At 65.3% G+C, this 23632-nt stretch carries 24 protein-coding genes; 7 read left to right on the top strand and 17 right to left on the bottom strand.

The window, feature by feature from the left end; all coding sequences use genetic code 11:
* Nucleotides 1-4: 4 nt before the first annotated feature.
* The 9 genes from pstB to LZ519_RS09350 form a co-directional block, all read right to left on the bottom strand.
* On the bottom strand, nucleotides 5-808 hold the full coding sequence (gene pstB, locus LZ519_RS09390; RefSeq protein ID WP_249868415.1) for a phosphate ABC transporter ATP-binding protein PstB: 804 nt from the start codon (nucleotides 806-808) through the stop codon (nucleotides 5-7).
* Entirely contained in the window at nucleotides 805-1635 is an 831-nt protein-coding gene (pstA, locus tag LZ519_RS09385) for a phosphate ABC transporter permease PstA (RefSeq protein WP_249868910.1), read from the bottom strand. Before pstA ends, pstB begins: the two co-directional genes overlap by 4 nt.
* A 2-nt stretch (nucleotides 1636-1637) precedes the next feature.
* Nucleotides 1638-2597 carry a phosphate ABC transporter permease subunit PstC gene (pstC, locus tag LZ519_RS09380; protein WP_249868414.1) on the bottom strand — a complete coding sequence of 320 codons (960 nt, stop codon included), beginning with the start codon at nucleotides 2595-2597 and terminating at the stop codon, nucleotides 1638-1640.
* A complete protein-coding gene (gene pstS / locus LZ519_RS09375) occupies nucleotides 2597-3628 on the bottom strand; it encodes a phosphate ABC transporter substrate-binding protein PstS (protein ID WP_249868909.1) in 1032 nt (343 codons plus the stop codon). The genes pstC and pstS overlap by 1 nt, the downstream gene beginning before the upstream one ends.
* 96 nt (nucleotides 3629-3724) lie before the next feature.
* Nucleotides 3725-4405: a phosphate regulon transcriptional regulator PhoB gene (gene phoB / locus LZ519_RS09370; protein WP_283937490.1), complete on the bottom strand. Its 681-nt coding sequence runs from the start codon at nucleotides 4403-4405 to the stop codon at nucleotides 3725-3727.
* A 46-nt stretch (nucleotides 4406-4451) separates the two neighbouring features.
* On the bottom strand, nucleotides 4452-5444 hold the full coding sequence (locus tag LZ519_RS09365) for an ATP-binding protein (protein ID WP_249868412.1): 993 nt from the start codon (nucleotides 5442-5444) through the stop codon (nucleotides 4452-4454).
* A 62-nt stretch (nucleotides 5445-5506) separates the two neighbouring features.
* The gene (xth, locus tag LZ519_RS09360; RefSeq protein WP_249868411.1) at nucleotides 5507-6280 is read right to left on the bottom strand and encodes an exodeoxyribonuclease III; all 774 of its coding nucleotides are present in this window, start codon (nucleotides 6278-6280) and stop codon (nucleotides 5507-5509) included.
* Nucleotides 6281-6304: 24 nt separating this feature from the next.
* Entirely contained in the window at nucleotides 6305-6637 is a 333-nt protein-coding gene (locus LZ519_RS09355) for a HesB/IscA family protein (RefSeq protein ID WP_249868410.1), read from the bottom strand.
* 45 nt (nucleotides 6638-6682) lie between these two features.
* Nucleotides 6683-7624 carry a M23 family metallopeptidase gene (locus tag LZ519_RS09350; RefSeq protein ID WP_249868409.1) on the bottom strand — a complete coding sequence of 314 codons (942 nt, stop codon included), beginning with the start codon at nucleotides 7622-7624 and terminating at the stop codon, nucleotides 6683-6685.
* 379 nt (nucleotides 7625-8003) lie between these two features.
* On the opposite strand from LZ519_RS09350, the gene LZ519_RS09345 reads away from it, so the two are divergent.
* Nucleotides 8004-9137 (top strand): phosphoserine transaminase, encoded by a 1134-nt coding sequence (locus tag LZ519_RS09345; RefSeq protein WP_249868408.1) that lies wholly within the window; start codon nucleotides 8004-8006, stop codon nucleotides 9135-9137.
* A complete protein-coding gene (gene serA, locus LZ519_RS09340; protein WP_348539392.1) occupies nucleotides 9134-10723 on the top strand; it encodes a phosphoglycerate dehydrogenase in 1590 nt (529 codons plus the stop codon). Before LZ519_RS09345 ends, serA begins: the two co-directional genes overlap by 4 nt.
* Before the next feature lie 74 nt (nucleotides 10724-10797).
* On the opposite strand, the gene LZ519_RS09335 is transcribed toward serA, so the two are convergent.
* Complete coding sequence (locus LZ519_RS09335; RefSeq protein ID WP_249868407.1) at nucleotides 10798-11061, bottom strand: hypothetical protein; 264 nt, start codon at nucleotides 11059-11061, stop codon at nucleotides 10798-10800.
* Between the two features lie 157 nt (nucleotides 11062-11218).
* Here LZ519_RS09335 and LZ519_RS09330 point away from each other — a divergent pair, with 157 nt between their 5' ends.
* Entirely contained in the window at nucleotides 11219-12508 is a 1290-nt protein-coding gene (locus LZ519_RS09330; protein ID WP_249868406.1) for an adenylosuccinate synthase, read from the top strand.
* On the opposite strand, the gene LZ519_RS09325 is transcribed toward LZ519_RS09330, so the two are convergent.
* A complete protein-coding gene (locus LZ519_RS09325) occupies nucleotides 12505-12810 on the bottom strand; it encodes an acylphosphatase (RefSeq protein WP_249868405.1) in 306 nt (101 codons plus the stop codon). The genes LZ519_RS09330 and LZ519_RS09325 overlap by 4 nt on opposite strands.
* A gap of 35 nt (nucleotides 12811-12845) precedes the next feature.
* On the opposite strand from LZ519_RS09325, the gene LZ519_RS09320 reads away from it, so the two are divergent.
* A complete protein-coding gene (locus LZ519_RS09320; protein WP_249868404.1) occupies nucleotides 12846-13643 on the top strand; it encodes a hypothetical protein in 798 nt (265 codons plus the stop codon).
* Here LZ519_RS09320 and LZ519_RS09315 read toward each other — a convergent pair.
* From LZ519_RS09315 to LZ519_RS09290, 6 genes are all read right to left on the bottom strand, one after another.
* On the bottom strand, nucleotides 13640-14389 hold the full coding sequence (locus tag LZ519_RS09315) for an isocitrate lyase/PEP mutase family protein (protein ID WP_249868403.1): 750 nt from the start codon (nucleotides 14387-14389) through the stop codon (nucleotides 13640-13642). The two genes, LZ519_RS09320 and LZ519_RS09315, sit on opposite strands and share 4 nt — an antisense overlap.
* Nucleotides 14390-14429: 40 nt before the next feature.
* On the bottom strand, nucleotides 14430-14585 hold the full coding sequence (locus LZ519_RS09310; RefSeq protein ID WP_249868402.1) for a hypothetical protein: 156 nt from the start codon (nucleotides 14583-14585) through the stop codon (nucleotides 14430-14432).
* A gap of 230 nt (nucleotides 14586-14815) precedes the next feature.
* Nucleotides 14816-15118, bottom strand: coding sequence for a PilZ domain-containing protein (locus tag LZ519_RS09305; protein ID WP_249868401.1), 303 nt, complete (start codon nucleotides 15116-15118; stop codon nucleotides 14816-14818).
* Nucleotides 15119-15200: 82 nt separating this feature from the next.
* The gene (locus LZ519_RS09300; protein ID WP_249868400.1) at nucleotides 15201-15476 is read right to left on the bottom strand and encodes a hypothetical protein; all 276 of its coding nucleotides are present in this window, start codon (nucleotides 15474-15476) and stop codon (nucleotides 15201-15203) included.
* 165 nt (nucleotides 15477-15641) lie between these two features.
* On the bottom strand, nucleotides 15642-16451 hold the full coding sequence (locus LZ519_RS09295) for a LytR/AlgR family response regulator transcription factor (RefSeq protein ID WP_249868399.1): 810 nt from the start codon (nucleotides 16449-16451) through the stop codon (nucleotides 15642-15644).
* Complete coding sequence (locus tag LZ519_RS09290; protein ID WP_249868398.1) at nucleotides 16448-17653, bottom strand: sensor histidine kinase; 1206 nt, start codon at nucleotides 17651-17653, stop codon at nucleotides 16448-16450. The genes LZ519_RS09295 and LZ519_RS09290 overlap by 4 nt, the downstream gene beginning before the upstream one ends.
* Before the next feature lie 161 nt (nucleotides 17654-17814).
* Here LZ519_RS09290 and LZ519_RS09285 point away from each other — a divergent pair, with 161 nt between their 5' ends.
* From LZ519_RS09285 to LZ519_RS09275, 3 genes are all read left to right on the top strand, one after another.
* Nucleotides 17815-20151, top strand: a complete 2337-nt coding sequence (locus LZ519_RS09285) for a putative bifunctional diguanylate cyclase/phosphodiesterase (RefSeq protein WP_249868397.1) — start codon at nucleotides 17815-17817, stop codon at nucleotides 20149-20151.
* Nucleotides 20152-20219: 68 nt separating this feature from the next.
* Nucleotides 20220-22013, top strand: a complete 1794-nt coding sequence (locus LZ519_RS09280) for a TIR domain-containing protein (protein WP_249868396.1) — start codon at nucleotides 20220-20222, stop codon at nucleotides 22011-22013.
* An 81-nt stretch (nucleotides 22014-22094) separates the two neighbouring features.
* On the top strand, nucleotides 22095-23591 hold the full coding sequence (locus LZ519_RS09275) for a L,D-transpeptidase family protein (protein WP_249868395.1): 1497 nt from the start codon (nucleotides 22095-22097) through the stop codon (nucleotides 23589-23591).
* The last annotated feature ends 41 nt before the right edge of the window (nucleotides 23592-23632 follow it).

The raw sequence follows: 23632 nt of genomic DNA, 5'->3' as shown, positions 1-23632 counted from the left end.
CCGCTCAGCCGTACCGGCCGGTGATATAGTCCTGCGTCCGCTGGACTTGGGGGTTGGTGAAGATCTGCGACGTATCCCCGACCTCGATCAGCTCGCCGAGGTGGAAGAAGGCCGTCCGCTGCGAGACCCGCGCTGCCTGCTGCATGTTGTGAGTGACGATGACGATCGTGAACCGCTGGCGAAGCTCGTGGATCAGCTCCTCGATCTTCGCCGTCGAGATCGGGTCGAGCGCCGACGTCGGCTCGTCGAGAAGGATGATGTCGGGTTCGACGGCGAGCGTTCGGGCGATGCACAGCCGTTGCTGCTGACCGCCTGACAGCGAGAGTGCGCTCGCGTCGAGCTTGTCCTTCACTTCGTCCCAAAGCGCGGCCTGCCGAAGCGCGTCCTCGACCCGGTCGGCAAGCTCCGCCTTCGGCAGCCGCTCGTAATAGGACAGAGCGAAGGCGACGTTCTTGCGGATGCTGGTGGCGAACGGAGTCGCCTTCTGGAACACCATTCCGACGGAGCGGCGAAGCGTCGACAGTGGGTACTTGCGGTCGAGGATGTCGCGCCCGTCGATCAGGATTTCGCCGTCGGCCCGCTGGTCGGGATAAAGCTCGTAGATCCGGTTGATCGTTCGAAGCAGGGTCGACTTGCCGCAGCCGGACGGACCGATGATCGCCGTCACAGCATTCGGCTGGACGTCGAGGTCGACTCTCTGGAGAGCGCGCGTCGTTCCGTAGAAGAAATCGAGTCCGCGAACCTCGATCTTCGGCGGCAAGTCGTCAGGCGCGGCCTGCTCGTTGAAGCGTTCAAGGACTTCGATCATCTACTCCCCCTGCGCGCAAAGAAGCGCACGGCCAGGTTCAGTGCCAGGACGAACACGGTGAGGACGAGCGCTCCGGCCCAGGCAAGAGCCTGCCACTCGTCGTAAGGGCTCATCGCATATTGGAAGATCACCACGGGAACGTTGGCCAGCGGCTGGCCAATGTCCGCGCTCCAGAACTGGTTGTTGAGTGCGGTGAACAGGAGCGGCGCGGTTTCGCCGGCAATCCGCGCGAGCCCGAGCAGGACTCCCGTGAGGATTCCGCTCAGCGCCGCCTTGTAGATGATCTGCGCCGTGATCCGCCACGCGGGAAGGCCGAGCGCGAAGGCGGCTTCGCGGATCTGGTTCGGGACCAGCCTCAGCGACTCGTCGCTGGTCCTCACCACGATCGGCAGCAGGATGATCGCTAGCGCCAGCGCCCCGGCGAAACCGGAAAAATGGCCCATCGGCGCGACCACAAGTTCGTAGACGAAGAGGCCGATGACGATCGACGGCGCGCTCAGCAGGATGTCGTTGATGAAGCCGACGGCAGCGGCCAGGCGCGAATGGCGGCCGTGCTCGGCGAGATAGGTTCCCGCCGCGATTCCCACCGGAGTTCCGATGAGGAGCGCGAGCAGGACCATGACCGCGCTTCCGTAGAAGGCATTCAAAAGGCCGCCGCTCGCTCCTGGCGCGGGAGTCATTTCGGTGAACAGAGAAACCGAGAGCGCCGCTGCACCTTCGGAGAACGTCGTCCACAGGATCCAGATCAGCCAGGTGAGACCGAACACGGTCGCGGCGCCTGCGAACAGCAAGGCGAGAAGGTCGACGGCCTTGCGCCTCAGGAGCATGCTCAATGCACTCTCCCGTGAGTCTTGCCGATGCGCATCAGCATCAGCTTGGCAGCGCTCAGAACGATAAAGGTGACCACGAAGAGGAGGAAGGCGAGCGCGATTAGCGCGGAGCGATACAGCGCCGTATCCGCCTCGGTGAACTCGTTGGCGATTGCAGCGGCGATCGAATTGCTCGGCATCAGCAGTGAGGGCGAAAGGTCGTGCGCGTTGCCCAGGACGAACGTCACGGCCATCGTCTCGCCCAGCGCCCGCCCGAGCCCGAGGAAGATCGCGCCGATGATCGCCGACCTCGTGTACGGAAGGGTCACTCGGCTTAGCACTTCCCAGCGCGTCGAGCCGAGCGACACCGCCGCTTCCTTCAAGCTGCGCGGAACCGCGTCGAACACGTCGCGTGCCACGGCGGTGATGAAGGGGATGATCATGATCCCGAGCACGATCGAGGCCGTGAGAAGGCCGATCCCGATGGGCGGACCGGTAAAAAGCGGTCCGAGGACCGGCAGCGGCCCGAGCCGCTCGTTCAGCCACGGCTCAACGTGCGCCGCCATGAACGGCGCGAACACGAACAGCCCCCACATCCCGTAGATGATGCTCGGGATCGCGGCGAGAAGCTCGATCGCGACTCCGATGGGTCCCTTGGCCCAGCGCGGCGCAATATCGGTGAGGAAGAGTGCGATCCCGATGCTGATCGGAACGGCGATGATCAGCGCGATCGCAGAGGTGACCAGCGTTCCGTAAATCGGGACCAGCGCCCCGAAATTTCCGGCGACCGCGTCCCAGTCGCGGCCGGTGATGAATCCCCAGCCGAAGGTCTCGAACGCAAGCCGCCCGCCCCACGCCATGGACACCGCCGCGCCGCCGAGAAGTGCGAGCACAAGCCAAGCGGCGCCGGCGGTGACCAGGCGAAACAGCCGGTCAGCGCCGGCGCCGGAGATCGGCGCCGCTGTGGGGGAGGGTTTCACTAGAGGCTGGCGCCGATGTACGATTCGATCTGCTTCACCAGAGCGTCGGGAAGAGGCACATAATCGAGCGCCTTGGCCTGCGACTGCCCCTGCTTCAGCGCATATTTGAAGAAGCTGAGCGCGGCATCCGACTTCGCTTTGTCCTTCGGCTGCCTGGGCATCAGGATGAAGGTGGTAGCGGTGATCGGATAGGCGGTCGCACCCGGCGCATTGGTCATCACCAGGTTGAAGTCCTTGGTCGCGCCCCAGTCAGCGCTCGCGGCTGCGCTCGAGAAGCTGTCCGCGCCGGGGCTGACGAACTGTCCGGCCGCATTTTGCAGAAGCGCGTAGGTCATGCGGTTCTGGACGACATAAGCATATTCGACATAGCCGATGGAATTGGGGACCTGCTTGACGTAGCCGGCAACGCCTTCGTTGCCCTTGCCGCCGATTCCGGTCGGCCATGAAACGGTCTTCCCTTCGCCTGTCGAGCCTTTCCACGACGGGCTGACCTGGCTGAGGTAATGGGTGAAGTTGAAGGTCGTCCCCGAACCGTCGGAGCGATGCACGACTGCGATTGCCGAAGACGGCAGCCTGAGGCCCGGGTTCAGCTTGACGATCGCCGGGTCGGACCAGGTCTTGACCTTGCCTGCATAGATGTCCGCGAGCAGCGGCCCGGTCAGCTTCAGCTGCCCAGGCTGGAGCCCTGGAACGTTCACGACCGCGACGATTCCACCGATGACGATCGGGAATTGCGCGAGATGGCTCTCGGCCAGTTCATCCGACGAAAGCGGCTGGTCGGTCGCGCCGAAGTCGACCGTACCCGCCTTCACCTGGGTGATCCCGCCGCCCGACCCGATCGACTGGTAATTCACCTTCGTTCCGGCCTGTTTCTGATAGTCTGCAGCCCAGGCCGACAAGACCGGATAGACAAACGTCGAGCCCGCGCCGGTAATCTGTTGCGCCGATACTCCGGCCGGGTTGGATTCGTTGCCGCTCCCGCTGCCGCACGCAGCGGTCAGAAGGGCAGCGGCCGCAACCGCCAGGATCATCGCTTTCACACATTCCTCCGTTGATGTTCGAGGTGCGTGCTAAAGCAGTGCGGCGGCGGGCCGGTGACAGCTCCGTTTCATTTTTGTGACAGCCGCTCAGCCGGCGGAGTCGAGCGAATAGCCGGCGGAGCGGACGGTGCGGATCAGGTCGGGAAGGCCGCCCTCGTTGAGCGCCTTGCGAAGGCGCCTGACATGGACGTCGACGGTCCGCGCGTCGATGTCGGAATCGTGGCTCCAGACCGAATCGAGCAATCGCTCGCGCGAGAAGACTCGGCCGGGGTTTTCCATCAAATGGCGAAGCAACCGGAACTCGGTAGGCCCGAGTTGCACCGGCTTTCCGGCGCGCCGCACGCGGTGCGAATTCACGTCCAGCTCCAGGTCGGCATAAGAAAGCTGCTCGCCCGCGAGCGCGGGTCGCACCCTGCGAAGCACCGCGCCCACGCGCGCCAGCAGCTCGCGCGGGCTGAACGGCTTGGTCACATAATCGTCGGCGCCGGTCTCGAGCCCGCGGATCCGATCACTCTCCTCGCCGCGAGCCGTGAGCATGATGATCGGGACCGCCGCCGTCGATTCCCTGCGGCGGAGACGGCGGCACACTTCGATCCCGCTGACTCCCTCGATCATCCAGTCGAGGATCACGAGGTCGGGGACCCGCTCCTCGGCCAGGACCAGCGCCTCGTCGCCATCGGCGGTCCGGACGATCTCATAACCTTCGCGCTCGAAGTGCCAGATGAGGAGGTCGGCAAGCGCCCGGTCGTCTTCGACCAGCAGGAGCATCGGCTTGGTCACGGCAGGCGAAGCCTAGGCTGCGCTCGTGACACTTTTATGAAACCGCGATTGGCAGGAGCACGTGGATGGTCGTGCCTTTACCCACGATGCTGTCGATCGACAGGCGGCCACGGTGGCGCTCGACGATATGCTTGACGATCGACAGGCCCAGCCCGGTGCCGCCGAGCGATCGGCTTCGGCTGGTGTCGACTCGATAGAATCGCTCGGTAACTCGCGCGATGTGCTCGGGCGCGATTCCGTCGCCGCAATCCGACACCGACAGCCGAACCATCGATCCGTCGGTCCGGGCGGAAACGGTCACCGGCGTCCCTGGCTCGCCGTAGCGAAGCGCGTTGGACAGGAGGTTGTCGAGCAGCTGAAGGATCTGTCCGGAATCGCCGGCGACCGGCGGTAGCCTCTCCGCAACGTCGCGGACGAGCTCCGAGCCACGTTTCTGTGCCGTCCGCCGCTCGCTCTCCAGCGCGCGGTCTATCAGCGGCTCGAGGGCGACGGCATCGGTCGGCGTCGTGAACTTTTCCGCCTCGATCCGCGAAAGCGAGATCAAATCTTCCACCACCCGCTGCATCCGCAGGGCTTCGTCGTGGACGACCGACAGGAAGCGATCGCGAGTGGCGGGGTCAACCTCGTCCGATTGCTCGCGAAGCGTCTCGGTATAGCCGATCAGCGTCGCCAGCGGAGTTCGAAGCTCGTGGCTTGCGTTGGCGACGAAATCGACCCGCATCTGCTCGGCCGCTCGAGCCTCGCTTCGGTCGACAAAGCGGATCAAGCGGGTGCTGCCTTCGAGCGGCGCCACCCGCATCAGCCAGTGCCGACGGGACTTGCCGAGGCCGGTCAGCTCGACGCTCTGGTCGTCGCTGCCGGCGCGGTTGAGCGCCTCGAGCGCGGCGGGGTGGGCGATCACCTGGTCGAGGGTCGCACCTTCGATTGACTTGCCGAGAAGCGCGCGCGCAGCCTTGTTCGCGCCCGTGATCCGGCCGCCCTCGGCGATCAGCGCCGCCTCGGTCAGCGCTTCCAGCAGCGCACCCATGTTTCCGGAGCCTGTCACAGCGCGTGCAAATAGCCGCTGCCCGAACGCTCGGCCAGCGAGCTCTAGCGAAGCTCCACCCAGGTCGGGGCGTGGTCGGACGCTTTCTCCTGCGCCCGCGCCCATTTGTCGACGCCGGCGGCCCGCAGCCGATCCGCCGCCTCGGGCGAGCAAAGCAGATGGTCGAGCCTAAATCCCAGGTCGCGCTGCCAGCAGCCGGCGGTGTAGTCCCAGAAGGTGTAGAGCTTAGGCTCGTCGGGATGCATGGCGCGGAGGGAATCTGTCCAGCCCTGGTGGACGATCCGGCGCCACGCCTGCCGCGCCTCCGGCTGCATCACCGCGTCATGCTGGGTTGCCCGCGTCGAGAAGACGTCGCGATCCTCGGGAACGACGTTCCAGTCGCCGGCAAGCACCACCGCGCGCTCTTCCGCGAGAAGCTCCGCCGCCCGGGCCTCCAGACGTTCCATCCAGCGGATCTTGTAATCGAACTTCTCGGTGCCGACGGGATTGCCGTTGGGCAGGTAGATGGACGCGACGATCACATCGCCCACCTCCGCCTCGATGTAGCGGCTGTGCGTATCGTCAGGATCACCCGGAAGGCCGGTCCGCCTCAGCTTGGGACTATCCTCGCGGGCCAGGACGGCCACGCCGTTGAAGCCCTTCTGCCCGTGCCAGACGGCGCCGTAGCCTGCCGCCTCGATGTCTGCGATCGGCAGCGATTCGTCCGCGCATTTGAGTTCCTGGAGGCAGACGACCTCCGGCTTCTCACGCTCGAGCCATTCGATCAGCCGCGGCAGCCGCGCCCGGATTCCGTTGAGGTTGTAGGAGGCGATCTTCACGACGATCGCCCTAGCCGCTGCTTGCTAAACCGAAAAGCTCGAGCCGCAGCCGCAGCCCGATTGCGCGTTGGGGTTGGTGACCTTGAACGCGGCGCCGCCGAGGTCCTCGACGAAATCGACGGCCGAGCCGCGCACCAGCTCCAGGCTAGCGGGATCGACGACCAGCTTCACGCCGTCGGTTTCGGCGATCTCGTCCTCCGCTTCGGGGGCGTCGGCGAGCTCGAAGCTGTAGGTGAATCCGGCGCAACCGCCGCCATCGACTGCGAGGCGGAGGATCGCGGGCGCGTTCTTGCGCTCGGCGATCGCCGCGACCCGGCGCGCGGCATTCTTCGTCAGGCTGATTTCAGGCTCGGTCACGAAAGCGAAATAGGGTGCCGGCTGGGGAGCGGCAACCTCGCCCGCTTATTTGCCGCCGGCCGGTCCGCCGAGCGCGACCGCGTCCATCGACGCATTGTTGCCGGCCCGCTTCATCGCCATCAGGTAATCGGTGGAGCGCATGAAGGGGATCGGGTTGACCGGGCTGTTGTCGATCCGGACCTCGTAGTGGAGGTGGTTTCCGGTCGAACGGCCGGTCGATCCGACGCGTCCGATCTGCTGGCCGCGGGTGACATGCGCACCGGCGGAGATCTGAATTGCCGAGAGGTGGCCGTAGCGGGTGATGATTCCGCGGCCGTGATCGATCTCGATCAGATTGCCGTAGCCGCCGTTGTTCCATCCGGCGCGAAGCACGGTTCCGTCCGCAGTCGCATAGACCGGGGTGCCCGAGGGCGCCGCAAGGTCGATTCCCGGGTGGAAGGCTGCGCCGTGGCGGAAGGGGTCGCTGCGCGACCCGAAGCCGCTGGTGAACTCTGCGGTCTGGATTGGCTTGTCGGAAGGAATTGCGATCGCTCCGCCGGCGAGCGTGTCGAGCTTCTTCCAGCTGTTGAACAATTGCTTGAAAGTGGGATCGGCCTTGCCGCTGTCGAACGGTCCGCCGACCGCGCCGGTGCCCTCGGGCGCCGGATAGAAGCCGAGGCGCCGCAGCGTTGCGGGATCGACGTTCTGGTCGGCGAGCGCTGCCGCGAGCGCCATCTGCCGCTCCTCGACGAGCTGAACGCGCCGGTCGGTCTCGGCAGCCAGCTGCTTCAGCTGTGCGGCGTAGGGCGTGACCATCGCCTTGTCGGCGGCGTGGCCGACCAGGAGCTGGGCGGCCGAATAGCCCGACCAGCCGACGAGGACGAGCGAGAGGAAGAAGAAGAAAGCCTGGACCGGAGCGGAGATTCGGAAGCGGCGAAGGCGCTGACCATCATGAAAGAAGAATTCGCGATCGCTGAAGACCCGCGCCATTGCCAGCACCTGCGCCATATGTTCCGCTCCAAAACCGTCCCGGCGCGCGCAAGCAGTCTCGCGCGCTTAGAAAACCGTCGATGAAGGAGCTCCCCAGCCCCTACGGCGCATTGCGGAATACCCCCCGCTCTGTGCCGGAGGCGAAACTCACTCCGGATGGTTAACAAATTCAACTACAAGTGGGCCGCCGCGGGACGAACTGCTGATCTCCTGCGGTGAAGCGTTCAGAATCGGCTCAAACGGGCTTTCACTTAGGGAACTTTCCCGAGCCAGCGCCGGTCGCCTCACGGCGATTCTTTCACGAAATCCCGCCTTGCGCACAGCCAAGGCTCCTCTACACCGCTCAGCGGGCCACGGCGTCCCAACGCGCCGCGTGCTCTCTGTGAGGAGAGTGATTTTGACCACTGAACCGGCGCGCAAACCCGCGCACCCAAGCTTTTCTTCCGGCCCCTGCCCGAAGCCGCCCGGCTGGTCGCTGGACAGCATCGACACTCGAGTCCTCGGCCGATCGCACCGCTCTGCGCTCGGCAAGGCGAGGCTCGAGGAAGCCATAGAGCGGACCCGCGCGCTCCTCCGGCTGCCCGACGGTTACCGCCTCGGCATCGTCCCCGCGTCCGACACCGGAGCGATGGAAATGGCGATCTGGTCCCTTCTCGGCCCGCGCCCGGTGACGATGCTCGCCTGGGAGAGCTTCGGCGCAGGCTGGGTGACCGACGTCGCCAAACAGCTCAAGCTCGACGCCGAGATCCGGACTGCCGACTATGGCCAGATCTGCGATCTCGGCGGAATCGATCCCGCATGCGACCTCGTCTTCACCTGGAACGGAACGACCAGCGGAGTCCGCGTCCCCGACGCCGACTGGATCACGGCGGACCGAGCGGGTCTCTCCATCTGCGACGCGACCTCCGCAGCCTTCGCCCAGGACATCGACTGGCCCAAGATCGATGTCGGCACCTTCAGCTGGCAGAAGGCGCTGGGCGGCGAGGCGGCGCATGGAATGCTCGTCCTCTCGCCGCGCGCGGTCGAGCGCCTGGAAAGCGCACCCGCTCCGCGCCCGCTCCCGAAGATCTTCCGCCTCACCAAAGGCGGAAGGCTGATCGAGGGAATCTTCAAGGGCGAGACGATCAACACGCCCTCGATGCTCGCCGTCGAGGACTGGCTCGTTGCGCTCGACTGGGCCGAGGGCATCGGCGGGCTCGAGGCGTTGATCGCCCGGGCCGACGCCAACGCGGCAGCGCTCGACCGCTGGGTGCAATCTTCCGCATGGATCGAGCATCTCGCGGCTGACCCAACGATCCGCTCCAACACCTCCGTCTGCCTCCAATTCGCCGACCGCTCCGATGCGGAGGCGAACAAGGCGCGCCAGAAAGCGATCGTGAGGCTGCTCGAAGGCGAGGAAGCGGCGTTCGACATCGGCGCCTATCGCGACGCTCCGCCGGGCTTGCGGATCTGGTGCGGAGCGACGGTCGAAACTGACGACATCGAGGCGCTGACCCCGTGGCTCGACTGGGCATGGGAGAAGACCAAGTGACCGACACCAGTGTCCGAGTCCTCATCTCCGACAAGATGGACCCGAAGGCGGCGGCGATCTTCCGCGACCGCGGGATCGACGTCGACGAGAAGCCGGGCCTGACGGCGGCCGAGCTCGCCGAGATCATCGGCAACTATGACGGCCTCGCCATCCGGTCGGCGACGAAGGTCACGCGCGCGATCCTCGACGCGAGCGACCGGCTAAAGGTCGTCGGGCGCGCCGGAATCGGCGTCGACAATGTGGATATCGCCGCGGCCACCGCGCGCGGCGTCGTCGTCATGAACACCCCGTTCGGAAACTCAATCACCACCGCCGAGCATGCCATCGCGCTGATGTTCGCGCTCGCGAGGCAGCTGCCCGAGGCCGATGCGTCCACCCAGGCGGGGAAGTGGGAGAAGAACCGCTTCATGGGAGTCGAGGTCACCGGCAAGACGCTGGGCCTGATCGGCGCCGGCAATATCGGCTCGATCGTCGCCAGCCGCGCGGTGGGCCTCAGGATGCGCGTCGCCGCTTACGACCCTTTCCTGACTCCAGAGCGGGCGCTGGAGCTGGGGATCGAGAAGGTCGACCTCGACGAGCTTCTTGCCCGCGCCGACTTCATCACGCTCCACACCCCGCTGACCGACCAGACCCGCAACATCCTGTCGCGCGAGAACCTGGCGAAGACGAAGAAGGGCGTGCGGATCGTCAACTGCGCGCGCGGCGGGCTGATCGACGAAGCGGCGCTGAAGGACGCGCTGGACAGCGGCCACGTCGCGGGTGCCGCCCTCGATGTCTTCGAAAGCGAACCGGCAAAAGACTGCCCCTTGTTCGGCACTCCCGGCTTCATTTCCACCCCGCACCTCGGAGCCTCGACGAGCGAGGCGCAGGTCAATGTCGCGATCCAGGTCGCCGAGCAGATGAGCGACTTCCTGCTCCTGGGCGGCGTCAGCAATGCGATCAACATGCCGTCGCTTTCCGCCGAGGAAGCGCCGCGGCTGCGCCCCTACATGGCGCTCGCCGAAAAGCTCGGGAAGCTTGTCGGGCAGGTCGTCGGCGAAGACGTCCGGTCGGTCGACGTCGAGGTCGAGGGGGCCGCTGCCGAGCTCAACATGAAGCCAATCACCGGCGCCGTCCTCGCCGGGCTGATGGGCACCTACAGCCAATCGGTGAACATGGTGAATGCGCCGGTGCTGGCGAAGGAGCGCGGGCTCGACCTGCGCGAAATCCGCCACGACCGCGAGGGCGACTATCACACGCTGGTCGCCGTGAATGCCGGCACCGAAGCCGGCCCGAAGCGGGTGGAGGGCACTTTGTTCGGCAACCGCGCCCCGCGGCTGGTGAAGATCTTCGACATCCCGGTCGAGGCGGAGCTGGACGGGCAGATGATCTACATCGTCAACACCGATGAGCCCGGCTTCATCGGAGCGCTCGGCACCACGCTCGGCGCCCACAAGGTCAATATCGCGACCTTCAACCTCGGCCGTCGGAGCGAGGGCGGAGAAGCCGTCGCTCTGGTCGCCGTCGACGACCCGATCACTCCGGAGCTGAGCGACGAGCTCAAGCGGCTTCCGGGCGTGCTCGAGGTCGTTCCACTGAGCTTCTAACGAAAAAGGGCGCCCCGTTACGAGGCGCCCTTAGGCCAGGCCGTCTGCGTGCGGACGCCCGGTCGTTTGTTTTCTTAGTTCGCGCTATTGCCGTCCGCGTCGGCGCCGTTGCGCACTTCGTCGGCCTTCTGCTCGCCTTCGTTGCGGACCGCGTCAGCCGAATTTTCGGCATTGGCCTGCATCGCGTCGGTCGTGTTCTCGGCATTGGCCTCCATATTGTCGGCCACGTTCTCGGCGTTGGCCTCGATATTGTCGGCAGTCTGCTCCTGCGGGCTGTTGTTGCAGGCGGCGAGCGATCCAAGGCCGAGCGCGATCGCGAAAATGGTAGTGGTCTTCATGGGAGTCCCCTTTTGCCGTTGCTTCGCTTTTGCGAATTCAAGGCGCTTCTACGCACCACGAGCGCTTCTGTTCCGCATTGGAAACGAAGGCGCGCGCTGGACTGAAACCCGCTTGCTCCCTAGGAGCGCGCGGTAAGCCTCAAAAAGGAAGATTTTCGTGGCCAATGTCACCGTCATCGGCGCCCAGTGGGGCGACGAAGGCAAGGGCAAGATCGTCGACTGGCTGGCGAGCCGCGCCGACATGGTCGTTCGCTTCCAGGGCGGCCACAACGCCGGTCATACGCTCGTCGTCGAGGGCAAGACCTACAAGCTCTCGCTCCTCCCCAGCGGAATCGTCACGGGCACTCCGTCGGTCGTCGGCAACGGCGTCGTCCTCGACCCCTGGGCGCTGAAGAGCGAGGTCGAGCGGATTCGCGACCAGGGCATCAAGGTCACTCCTGAAATCCTGATGGTCGCGGAAACCTGTCCGCTGATCCTTCCGATCCACCGCGACCTCGACGCATTGCGCGAGGACGCCAGCGGCGCCGGAAAGATCGGCACCACCCGCCGCGGAATCGGCCCGGCCTACGAGGACAAGGTCGGCCGCCGCGCCATTCGCCTGTGCGACCTCGCCCATCTCGACGACCTCGACCCGATGCTTGACCGGCTGTGCGCTCACCACGATGCCCTTCGCGCCGGCTTCGGCGAGCCTCCGGTCGACCGCAAGCGCCTTCGCGCCGACCTGGCCGAGATCGCCGACTTCGTTCTGCCCTTCGCCCGCCCCGTCTGGCGCGACCTCGACAAGGCCCGCCGCAACGGCAAGCGGATCCTCTTCGAAGGCGCCCAGGGCGTGCTGCTCGACGTCGATCACGGCACCTATCCCTTCGTCACCTCGTCCAACACCGTCGCCGGCACCATTGCTTCGGGTAGCGGCACCGGCCCGGCGGCCGCGGGCTTCGTCCTGGGGATCACCAAGGCCTACACCACCCGCGTCGGTTCTGGCCCCTTCCCGACCGAGCAGGACAATGAGATCGGCCGCGAGATCGGCGAGCGCGGGCGCGAGTTCGGCACCGTGACCGGGCGCCAGCGCCGCTGTGGCTGGTTCGATGCCGTGCTCGTCCGGCAGGCGGTCGCCGTCGGCGGCATCACCGGAATCGCTTTGACCAAGCTCGATGTGCTGGACACGCTGGAGACGGTGAAGGTGTGCACCGGCTACAAGCTCGACGGAGCCAAGCTCGATTATCTTCCGCCGCATCCGGCCGACCAGGCTCGGGTCGAGCCGGTCTACACCGAGATCAAGGGTTGGGCGGAGTCCACGGCCGGCGCCCGCAGCTGGGCCGACCTTCCGGCGCGCGCGATCAAATATGTCCGCCGGATCGAGGAGCTGATTCGCTGCCCGGTGGCGTTGGTCTCGACCTCCCCCGAGCGCGACGACACGATTCTCGTCAGGGATCCTTTCGCGGGCTAACCCCGAGCGTTGAATCCCGTGATTCCTAGGGCCTCGGCATCCTCCACCTGAACGTCCGCCACCTGCGCCGCCGGCGGTCCCTCGTGCATCCGATGGACCAGTGTCTTGATCGCCGCCTCGTCGCCTTCCAGATGCGCTTCCACCGATCCGTCGCCGCAATTGCGCACCCAGCCGTTTACGCCGAGCTCGAGCGCCTGCTGCCGGGTCCAGGCGCGGAAGAAGACGCCCTGCACTCGCCCCGTCACGCGCACTGTTCGAGCTGAAGCTGCCACGCTTACGTCATAGCCGGATTGGTCACGCACGGCAGCTGTGACATATTGGCGGCTCGGGGGGCCGAATGATCCTGTTCAAGCGTGTCGGGGCATCGTTCCGCAAGATCGAAGGACGTGAATGGGCGCTGCTGTCGCTCGAAACCCTCGGGGTCATAGCGGGAATCCTCATCGCCTTCGAACTCAACGAGTGGGCTGCGAACCGCGCTGCGGCGGCGAGACACCACGAAATGATGGAGCGCCTGTTCGAAGAGTCCGAGCAGGACCTAGCGTCGCTGCGCGACATCCGCGACGTCTTGCTCGCAAAGACCAAGAACGAAATCGATTTCGTCACCCAGCTCGGCGCGGGTGCCTGCCCTCCGAAGCCACTGTGGAGCGCCGTGGGATCCGTCCAGATGCTGCCGTCGCTGCAATTGCCCCGCTCGGTGTACGAGGAGCTGGTGGGATCGGGCGGGCTTTCGTCCATTGAGGACCCAAGAGTTCGCAAGGCGATCGCGGGTTTCAATTCGCAGCTCGCCTGGGCCGAAGGCCAGATCGCCTATTTCCGGACCAACCGGCCGGAAGTGGTCCCGCCATCCGACAGCCGGGTCGCAATGCACTACGACCCACGCGCCAACGACCCCGAAGTCGTCGAGTATGACCGGGCTGCCCTCTGCCGTGACCCCGCATTCCGAAACCGCATGGTCAGTGCCGTCCGAAATCATCGTGTATTTGCCGACTATCATGACGGCGTGACGAGCTGGGCGATCCACATGTGCGGAACTCTCGGCGCCAGTCTCGGACGCCGCTGCGAACCCCCCGACGGTGGCCCGCTCAAAGGGGAAGACGTTGCAACCCTGAACCGGGCGATAGCCCGGATGCGCTAGGCAGTCCCGATCGCTTCGCGTGCCATGTCCGTGAGCTTCGCCATCAGCTCGCGATGCGGGAAGGGGCCGTAGCTGATCCGCGCCGCGCCGGCATCGGCCCATTCGCGGTTCGGCGGAGCCCCGGGGAAAGCGATGAGGTTGAGCGGCAAAGGCACTTCGCGGACCACGCGCTCTATTTGCTTCGAATCCGACAGGCGCGGGACGAAGAAGCCGCTCGCCCCGGAATCGGCAAAGGCTTTCCCCCGCTCCACGACCTGGTCGATTAGCGCATCGTCGAATGTCTGGGTCTTCAGGAACAGGTCGGTCCGGGCGTTGATGAAGAAATCATCCCCGACGGCCTTGCGGATCGCCCTGATCCGCTTCGCTTGGAGGTCGAGCGGGTGAAGCCCCTCGCCGCCGATCACCTGGTCCTCGAAATTGCAGCCCACGGCGCCGGCCGCCTTCAGCCTGGCGACGTTGGCTCCGCCTTCGCCGGGATCGACGGAATAGGCGCTTTCGAAATCCACCGTCACCGGCAGGTCGACAGCGCCGACGATCCGCTTGGCATTGTCGGTCACGAAGTCCATCGGCACCTTCTGGCCGTCGCCGAAACCGGCTGCGTCGCCGACCGGATGGCTGCCCGTGGCGATCGCCCTGGCGCCCGCCGCAGCAACTGCAACCGCGCTTCCTGGATCCCAGATATTGTAGAGGATGACCGGCTTTCCCGGCACGTGAAGCGAAGCGAAAGTCTCGAACTTCGAAGCCATTCCGCCCGCCTAGCAGCAGCGGGCGACGGGCGCGAATCGCTTAGGGGACCGGCTGCGCGACCGAGGAGCTGAATCCGGGCGCAGGCGCCGGCTTTGGCGGCGGAAGAGTGACGGTGACGCTCGATCCCGAGCGGTCCGGCGCCTGCGATCCGCAGGCGGAGAGAGCGAGAAGGAGGACAGGCACGACGCGCAGCACGACTCGTTTATGCCGCGAATTTCTTGCCAAATTACGAAGCCCGTCCCGCATGGTTGCAGCCCTGGAAAATGCCGCGACGGGCGGGTTCCACCCGCCGAGCGCCCGCCGCGGCTTTTGTCCACCGCATTCGTGGAAGTGGGGCAACCATGGTGCGTCGGCGACTCCTCAGTCGGCTTCAAAGGTTGCCAATTTTCCCAATAACGAAAGATAGATATCGTTCGTTGGTGGGGTCAGACTCCGATCCTGGCGCGCCGGTCTTCGACGGTCGATTGGCCAAGGAGGAACTGCAACCCATAGCAGTCGCCGGCGGTCCATCGGACCTGCGCGTCCATGGATCCGCGACCCGGAAGGCTGAGGCCGACCGTTTGCCCGATTTCCAGCCGTTGCTCCGAAAGCAGCTGACAGCCGGTATAGGAAAGATTGGTTACAAGGACCCGGAAACGGCGGCCATCGGCGACCTCGAGCGAAGCGGTATGGCTCACACCCCGCCTCGGCGCGACGCGGGTTTTCCAGTCGATTGTTTCGCGTTCCACTTACGCCACCTTACTTGTCCACAAAGGAGCCTGTAGGCGGCCTTTGGTTTAGAAAGTGGTCAATAACCAACGTTAGGGCTGCTCAGAACGGCGAAACCGGGACCGGGCAGATCGCCGAGCGCCGGGCAGCGGGCCTATTGCTCGTGCAGACATGGTCGATCGCGATGATCGAGGCATGATCGTCGCCTTGGTCGGGATCGACCGGCCGCTTCGACTGGCCCGGCGGAACTACCATCGAATGAAGCGCCGCTCTTAGGCTGTCAGTGACGCGGGACGGCGGGGCGGATGGCGGACCTGCCGCTATTGCCGCGGTGCTGAGCCCTGCAACGGACATCAGGAGAATATGGACGATACGCATCGGATCGCTCCTTGCCCGGCATCCCAACCGGGCGGGTCGAGTCACTCCCCGACGTACTTCTAGCAGGGGGCGGAGATCCGATTCTGAACGTTACCCGCCATTATCGGCGGAGCGATTGCCGGATGGGCCGGGAGATTTAACCGATTAATTCGCGAGGCCCGGCCTCTAGTGGACGAACCTCGCGACGACGTCGCGGTATGACCTGCTCACCTTCACCTGAGCACCCGAATCCAGCACCAGGAAGCATTCGCCATTCGTGTGCGGCTTCACTTGGCGGACGAGGTCGAGATTGACGATCGTCGAGCGGTGGACTCGCTGGAAGCGGCGCGGGTCGAGCCTTTTTTCCAGGTCCTTCATCGTCTCTCGAAGGATCAAGGTGTTGTCGCCCGTCTGGATGCACATGTAGTCGCCCGCCGCGTCGATTCGCTCGATCGTGTCGACGTCGACGCGGAAGATCTGGCCCTGGTCCTTGATGTTGATCATCCGCTCGAACCGGTTCGCTGCCGGGCCCTCGCTCCCGCCCTCGGCAAGCTCGAGCTCCTCCGCCGCCTCCGGCGCATGCTCGACCAGGGCTTCCTTCAGCCGCTCCGCCTCCTCGGCGCTGCGCTTTTCGGAGAGGCGCTGGCGGACCCGGTCGAGCGTCGCCGCAAGCCGGTCCTCGTCCACCGGCTTCACCAGGTAATCGACCGCCTGCGATTCAAACGCCCGCACCGCATGGTCGCTGTAGGCGGTGACGAAGACGAACAACGGCGGCTCGACCTCCATCAGCCCCTGAATCACCGAGAATCCGTCGAAGCCCGGCATCTGGATGTCGAGGAAGACGAGGTCCGGCTTGTTTGTCTTGATCTGGCGGATCGCCTCGCGGCCGTTGGATGCGGTCGCGACCACTTCGACGTCGTCATGGGCCTCGAGCCGGAGCTGCAGGCCCTGGGTCGCAAGCGGCTCGTCGTCGACCAGGATGGTCCGGATCGTCATTCGTCGTCGTCTCCGCTTTCGTAGGGAATTTCGATGATAACGCTGAAGCCCCCGTGTTCGTTCTTCTTCGTCGTAATTCCGTGCGCATTGCCGTAGGCTTGCTGGAGCCGTTCGCGAATATTCGCCAGCCCAACTCCGGTCGATTGGGTCGCCGACATCTCAGCCGAGGCCGAATCCCCGCCGCTGTCCGCGACCTCGATCCGAACCGCGGCGCCCTCGCGGCCCGCGGTGATCCAGATGTCCGCACCGTCCTCGCTCGGAGTGACCGCATATTTGATCGCATTTTCTATGAGCGGCTGCAGAAGCAGCGACGGAAGCCGCGCCCCGATGGTCTCCGCGTCGATCCGGAAGTGCGGCCGCATCCGGTCCTCGAACCGCATCTTCTCGATCTCGAGGTAGAGCTTCAGAGTCTCCACTTCCTGCGCAAGAGTGACCTTCGCCGTCGACTCATTGGCCAGCGTGTAGCGAAGGAAGGACGACAGCCGGGCAAGCATCGCGTTCGCCCGCTCGGTCTGCTTCAGGAGCACCAGCGTCGAGATCGAATTGAGCGTGTTGAACAGGAAGTGCGGGTTGAGCTGGTAGCGAAGCATCGCCAGCTGCGCCGAGCTCGCCTGGCTCTCAAGCCGCTCGCGCTGATTGATCTGCTCTTCCAGCAGGATGTAGTAATTGATCCCGTAATAAAGCGCCGCCCACGCCGCCAGCAGCGCGAAATTGAGCAGGATCGCGCCCATATATTCGAAGCCGGCAGGCCGGGATTCGGGCTTCAGGAAAGTCGCGTAGCTCCACGTCTCGATCACCGAGAAGGCCATCGAGGCAACCACCACCGCAAGAAGCGTCAGGACCGCGGTCCAGATCACCCGCATCTTGATCAGCCGCCGGAACAGCGCGCCCATCAGCAAAGTCAGCGAATAGCCGGTCGCGGTCAGCAGCGCGGTATGCACGAGCCACATCGCGCCCATGCTGTTCGCGAAGCCCGACAGCGAGCGGAGGAAGAAATAGCCGGTCCAGCCGCAGCTCTGGAGAAACCAGAAGGCGCGGTTCTTGTCTTCGAAGAAGGGGGCGTCGAGCCCGACGCCCTCGAGGATGGGCCGGGCAGGGGATTCGATCCGCGGCGTTTCCGCGCGCCGCGAGCGCGAGCGGCGGTCGGCGGCCGGCACTTGCCCGGAGTCCTTCTGGTTCAGCGCTGCGCCGTCGGTCGCCATCCGGCGCGGATATAGGGGGATATTCCCGCCGTTGCGAGCAGGCGCTGCCCCCAAGTCCAGCACCAGCCGCCAATTCCGTCCGGCAAAAATCCAAAACGGCTCTTAACCGCGTTTCAACCCTCTCTGGCGTAGGCGAACGATCGAGAAGGAACCGGGACGCGATGTACGAAGCTCCTGACCGATACAAACGGATGACTTCGGCGCGTCTGCCGGACGGCGAATCCCTCGCATTCGCTTCCGGCAAGGCCGATTCCGAAAATTCGCCGCTGCGCGACGCGCAGCTGCTTGCCCGGGCGGACCTTGCCCCCTTCTTCGCGGCTGCCAACATCGTCGCCGCGGTGATGATCATCACGGGACTCTCGGCCGAAGTGCCGATCGTCTGGCTCGGCGGCTGGGCCGCGGCGGTCGCGCTGGTCAACCTTCTCGCGATGCAGATGGCGCGAATGCAGGCGATCACCCATGTCGGCCGCTCCGGCCGCCGGCTTCCCGACTGGATACTGGTCGGAGACATCGTGCTTCGGGCGCTGCTTTGGCTGTCCCTGCCGGTCTACCTGTTCCCGACGCTTAGCCCCGGTTCGCAGCTTATCGCTGCTTCGGTCACCGCGGGCGTCGGAATCGCCTCGCTCGGCCTGGTCGTCGTCCTTCCCTGCGTCGTCGCCTGGATGGCCTGCTTCACCGGCGGGCTCTGTGCCGCGCTTCTCATCGGCCGCAACAGCATCCCGTTCGAGAACATGCTGTCGATCCTGTTCACGCTCGGCGTCGCGATCTTCGGAGTGCTCGCGGTCGCCCGCTGGGCCTTCACCCAGCTCAAGACTAACGCCGACATCGGCTCGCAGAGCGAAAGCTCCGCGCTTCTCCTGCAGGAATATGAGCAGCGAGGCGTCGGCTGGCTGTGGCAGGTCGATTCCGAAAACCGGGTGACCTACATTTCATCGCGAATGATCGCCCTGCTGGGCCGTCCCGCGAGCCAGCTTCTCGGCCATTCGCTTCCCTCCCTCCTTGGCGGGAGCGCCGAGCTCGGCACCAAGCTCCTCGACAAGCAGCCTTTCGCCAACCTCGAAATGGAGCTCGAAACTCCGCGCGGGCCGCGCTGGATCTCGATCGCCGGCGACCCGATCATCGACACCGCGGGCCGCTTCGAAGGTTTCCGCGGGGTCGGATCGGACGTCACCGAGATCCGCCAGACCCAGGAGCGGCTGACCCATCTCGCGAACATGGACGTGCTGTCCGGCCTTCCGAACCGCGGCCGGGTCCGCCAGCTGCTCGGGGAAGCGCTTCGCGAGGCGGCGGCCGGCAACGGCACCTGCGCAATCCTGTTCCTCGACCTCGACGGTTTCAAGCCGGTCAACGACACCTTCGGCCACCCGAAGGGCGACGCAGTCCTTCGCGCCGTCGCCAAGCGGCTGGTCCGCGAAGTGGCTGCGTTCGGCCATGTCGGCCGGATGGGCGGCGACGAATTCGCGGTCGTCATTCCCGATGCCCAGAGCCGAAAGAAGGTCGAGCAGCTCGCGCAGCGGATCATCGATTCGATCAAGGAGCCGTACGATATCGACGGGACGACGATCAGCATCGGCGTGTCCATCGGCTGCGCCTTCGGGCCGATCGACGGCGCCACCGTCGACGACCTGATCCTCAAGGCCGACCTCGCGCTTTACGAAGCCAAGGGCGCCGGCCGGGGCATCGCCCGCTACTTCTCCAACGAGCTTCAGTCAGAAAAGGAAGACCGCGTCCGGCTCGAGCAGGACCTCCGCTCGGCCCTCGGCGCCAAGCAGTTCCACCTGGTCTTCCAGCCGCTCGTCGCAGCCAAGACCCAGAAGCTGGTCGGCTTCGAGGCGCTGATCCGCTGGAACCACCCCAAGCGCGGGCTGGTGCCGCCGATCGCCTTCATCCCGGTCGCCGAGGAAATCGGCTTGATGCCGGAGATCGGCGCCTGGGTGATCGAGGAAGCATGCAGGGCCGCGGCCAGCTGGCCCGATAGCGTCAGCGTCTCGCTCAACGTCAGCCCGAAGCAGATCGTCCTGCCCAACCTTCCCAACCTGGTCAGCGAGGCACTCGGCCGCCACCGAGTCCAGGGCAACCGCATCGAGCTCGAGGTCACCGAGGGAATCTTCCTCGGCGACAACGGCCCGACGCTCGACGTCCTCAAGCGCCTGCGAGCGCTCGGCGTGGGCATCGCTCTCGACGATTTCGGCACCGGTTATTCGTCGATCGGCTATCTGAACAAGGCGATCTTCCACAAGCTGAAGATCGACGGAAGCTTCGTCCGCGAGGCCGGGACGCGGCCCGAAAACGTCGCGATCATCCAGTCGATCGTCCAGCTCGCAAAGAGCTTCCGGATGTCGATCACCGCCGAGGGCGTGGAAACCGCCGAGGATTTCGAGCGCATGCGCGAGCTCGGCTGCGACACGATCCAGGGCTATTTGTTCGGCAGGCCGCTGAGCTACGCCAAGGCCAACGAAATGGTCGTCGGCCTCGCCAACAAGCGGCTGGCGAGCTAGGTTCTACTTTCCCCGCGGCTTGAAGCTTCGGCGAGTTCAGCGCAGACTGACTGCCAGCCGGAGGGGCCGTGGCGAAAGTTTTCCTGAGTTATGCGCGTGAGGATGTCGGCGCCGCCAAGGAGCTGGCGGATTCCATTGCGCGCGCCGGCCACGAAGTCTGGTGGGACCGCCACATCCAGGGCGGCTCGCGCTTCACCAATGAGATCGACCGCGCTCTCAAGGACGCCGAAGCCGTTGTCGTGCTGTGGTCGGAGGCCTCGGTCCAATCCGCCTGGGTTCAGGACGAGGCCGCCGAGGGACGCGACAGCGGACGCCTGGTCCCCGCAGCGCTCGGATCGGTCAAGCCGCCGCTTGGATTCAGGCAGTTCCACACCGTCAGCCTCGGCTCGTGGACCGGCGAGGGAACGCCGGAAGGAATCGACGATCTTGTCGCCGCGATAGCGAGCACCTGCGGCTCGGCCGCCGGCGCCGGCGAGGCCGATTCCCCGAAGGCTGCCGAGCCGAAGAGGAAGGTCTCGGTTTGCGTGCTCCCCTTCGTCAACATGAGCGGCGAGCCGGAGCAGGAATATTTCAGCGACGGAATCAGCGAGGACATCATCACCGACCTGTCGAAGGTGTCGGCGCTTTCCGTGATCGCCCGCAACACCGCCTTCACGTTCAAGGGCCAGTCGATCGACGTGAAGGATGTCGCAAGGACGCTCGACGTCAGCCACGTCCTCGAAGGCAGCGTCCGCAAGGCGGGCAACCGCGTGCGAATAACCGCCCAGCTCATCGATGGCGCAGCCGGCGACCATGTCTGGGCCGACCGTTACGACCGCGATCTCGACGACATCTTCGCCATCCAGGACGAGATCTCGAAAGCGATCGTCGATGCGCTCCAGCTCAAGCTGCTTCCCAAAGAGAAGAGCGCGATCGAGAACCGCGGCACGAAGAGCGTCGACGCCTACAACCTCTATTTGATGGCCCGCCAGCAGTGGATCAGCGGGACCTTCGGCGACATCCGGCGCGACGAGGCCATTGTCCGCCTTTGCGAGCAGGCGACCCTGCTCGATCCGAACTATGCGCAGGCCTGGGCGCTCATGGGCTTCGCCAAGCTTGAGCTGCGCTTCTGGCACGGGAAGGATGTGGACGCGCTGGCTGCCGCGGAACGTGCGCTCGAGATCAATCCGGAAATGCCCGAAGCGCTGTGCATCAAGGCCCGCTACCTGGAGGAAGAAGGGCACGGCGAAGAAGCGCAGCGACAGATCCGGACGGCTCTCCAGCTCGATCCCGAATCCTGGGAAGTGAACCGCGAAGCCGCCCGCATGCTCTTCCGGCACGACAATATCCGCGAGGCGATCCCGTTCTTCGAAAAAGCGGCGACGCTGATGGATACCGACTGGCACAATCCATCGATGCTCATCACCTGCTACAACTCGACGGGGGAAGACGCCCTGCTCCGCAAGGCGGCGAAGACCGCTTTGGAGCGGGCGGAGCGTGCCATCGCGAAAGACCCGACCAACGGCCCGGCCCTCGCCGTCGGCGCCTCCGCCTTGTGCATGTTCGGAGATGAGGAACGGGCGAGGGACTGGATCCGGCGAGCGCTTCTGCTCGATCCCGACAACCTGTCGATGCGTTACAACCTGGCCTGCTCGCTTGCTCGAGAATTGGGAGACCCGAAGGGCGCTCTTGAGACTCTGAAGCCGTTCTTCGAGAAGGTGAACAGCCAGATGCACATTCGCCATCTCGAGGTCGATCCCGACCTCAATCCGATCCGCGACGATGGCCTTTTCAAGGAAATGCTCGCCGCTGCGAAGACCCGGCTCGGGATGGATGACCCGGTTATCGACCCCGCGATGCCGTCAGGCGCGTCGCCCGCCTGAATCCTTGCGGCTTGCGGTCGATGGATCGTTGTCGCCGCCCCGGATGTTGTTGCTCCAAACCGAATTAGTTGGAGTATTCCCTTGCGTATCCCCCTGATCCTTCTCGCGTCCGCCGCGGCGCTCGCTCTCCCCGCGTGCAACTCGAACTCCGACCCGGCTTCCTCGAACCAGACCCAGCTCAACGCCGACGACGTCGACGCCAAGAGCCTCGAAAAGCAGCTGATGGCTGCGCTCGACGATGCTCCCAAACATGGGCTGACCAGGGACCTGTTCGTGAAGGCCGACCTTCCGGCCGAGGGCTCCGCGCGCACGCAGGCGCTTCTGCAGGCCGCGAGCGACTATGCTTCCGCGCTCGCCAACGGGAAGGTCGATCCCGCCAAGGTCCGCGACATCTACACTCTGCCTCGGCCGAAGGTGGACGTCCGCCAGGGGCTCGTGCAGGCGATCAAGGACAACAAGCTCCAGCAATGGCTGGACACGCTGGCTCCGCAGACCGACGAATATCGCGCGCTGTCCGACGCCTTCGTCCAGCTGGTGAAGCGCTCGCCCGGCCTTCCCGACGGTGAGATCGGCTCCGGCGGAACGCTCAAGCCCGGGGCCAGCGACCCGCGGGTTCCGGCGATCGTCGCCAACCTGAAAGCGCAGGGCTATCTCCAGCCCGCCGCCGATTCCAAGGCTCCTGCTGCCCCCGCCACGAATGCCGGGCAGCAGCCGCAAGCCGCGGCCTTGCCCACCCGCTACAGCGGAGAGATCGTCAAGGCGGTGAAGCAGTGGCAGGCCGATTCCGGGCTCAAGCCCGACGGGATCATCGGTCCCGACACGATTACCGCGCTCAACGCCAGCCCACGCGACCGCGCCCGCCAGATCGCGGTCGCGATGGAGCGGCTTCGCTGGCTCGACCGCAGTCCCCCGGCGACGCGCATCGATGTCAACACCGCCGGCACCTACCTCGACTATTTCCGCGACGGGCAGCATATCGACCACCGCAAGGTCGTGGCCGGCGAGCCGGGCAAGGAAACGCCGCAGATCCAGGCGCCGATGTTCCAGCTCGTCGCCAACCCGACCTGGACCGTTCCCCATTCGATCGACGAGGAGATGGCCGCCAAGAGCGGAAGCTGGCTGGCGTCCAACGGCTTCAGCCGCAAGGACGGTCAGTGGGTCCAGGACTCAGGCCCCAAGAACTCGCTCGGGATCGTCAAGTTCGACATGAAGGACGATTATGCGATCTACCTCCACGACACGCCCGCCAAGGCGCTGTTCGGCGAGGAGGAGCGGCACCGAAGCCACGGCTGCGTCCGCGTCGAGGATGCGATGGGCTTTGCCCATATGCTCGCCCAGGCGGACGGCATCGACGACAAGTTCACCGAGGCGATGGCGACCGGCAAGGAAACCTTCGTCAAGCTCAACAAGGAAATCCCGGTCCGGCTTATGTACCACACGGCGTATTTGGGCACCGAGGGCCGCCTGCATTTCGTCGCCGACGCCTACGACTGGGACAACGACGTCGCGACCGCGCTCGGCTACCCGAGCAAGGCGCCGTCGAAGCGGACGGTCAAAGCGGAGGATGTCGGGCCGTAGCTTGAGTGCCCGAGCGTAAGCGAAGCTTACGTCGAAGAGGG

Source organism: Sphingomonas anseongensis (genome assembly GCF_023516495.1).
Classification (GTDB): Bacteria; Pseudomonadota; Alphaproteobacteria; order Sphingomonadales; family Sphingomonadaceae; genus Sphingomicrobium; species Sphingomicrobium anseongensis.
This window is presented reverse-complemented; position numbering and strand designations above follow the sequence as displayed.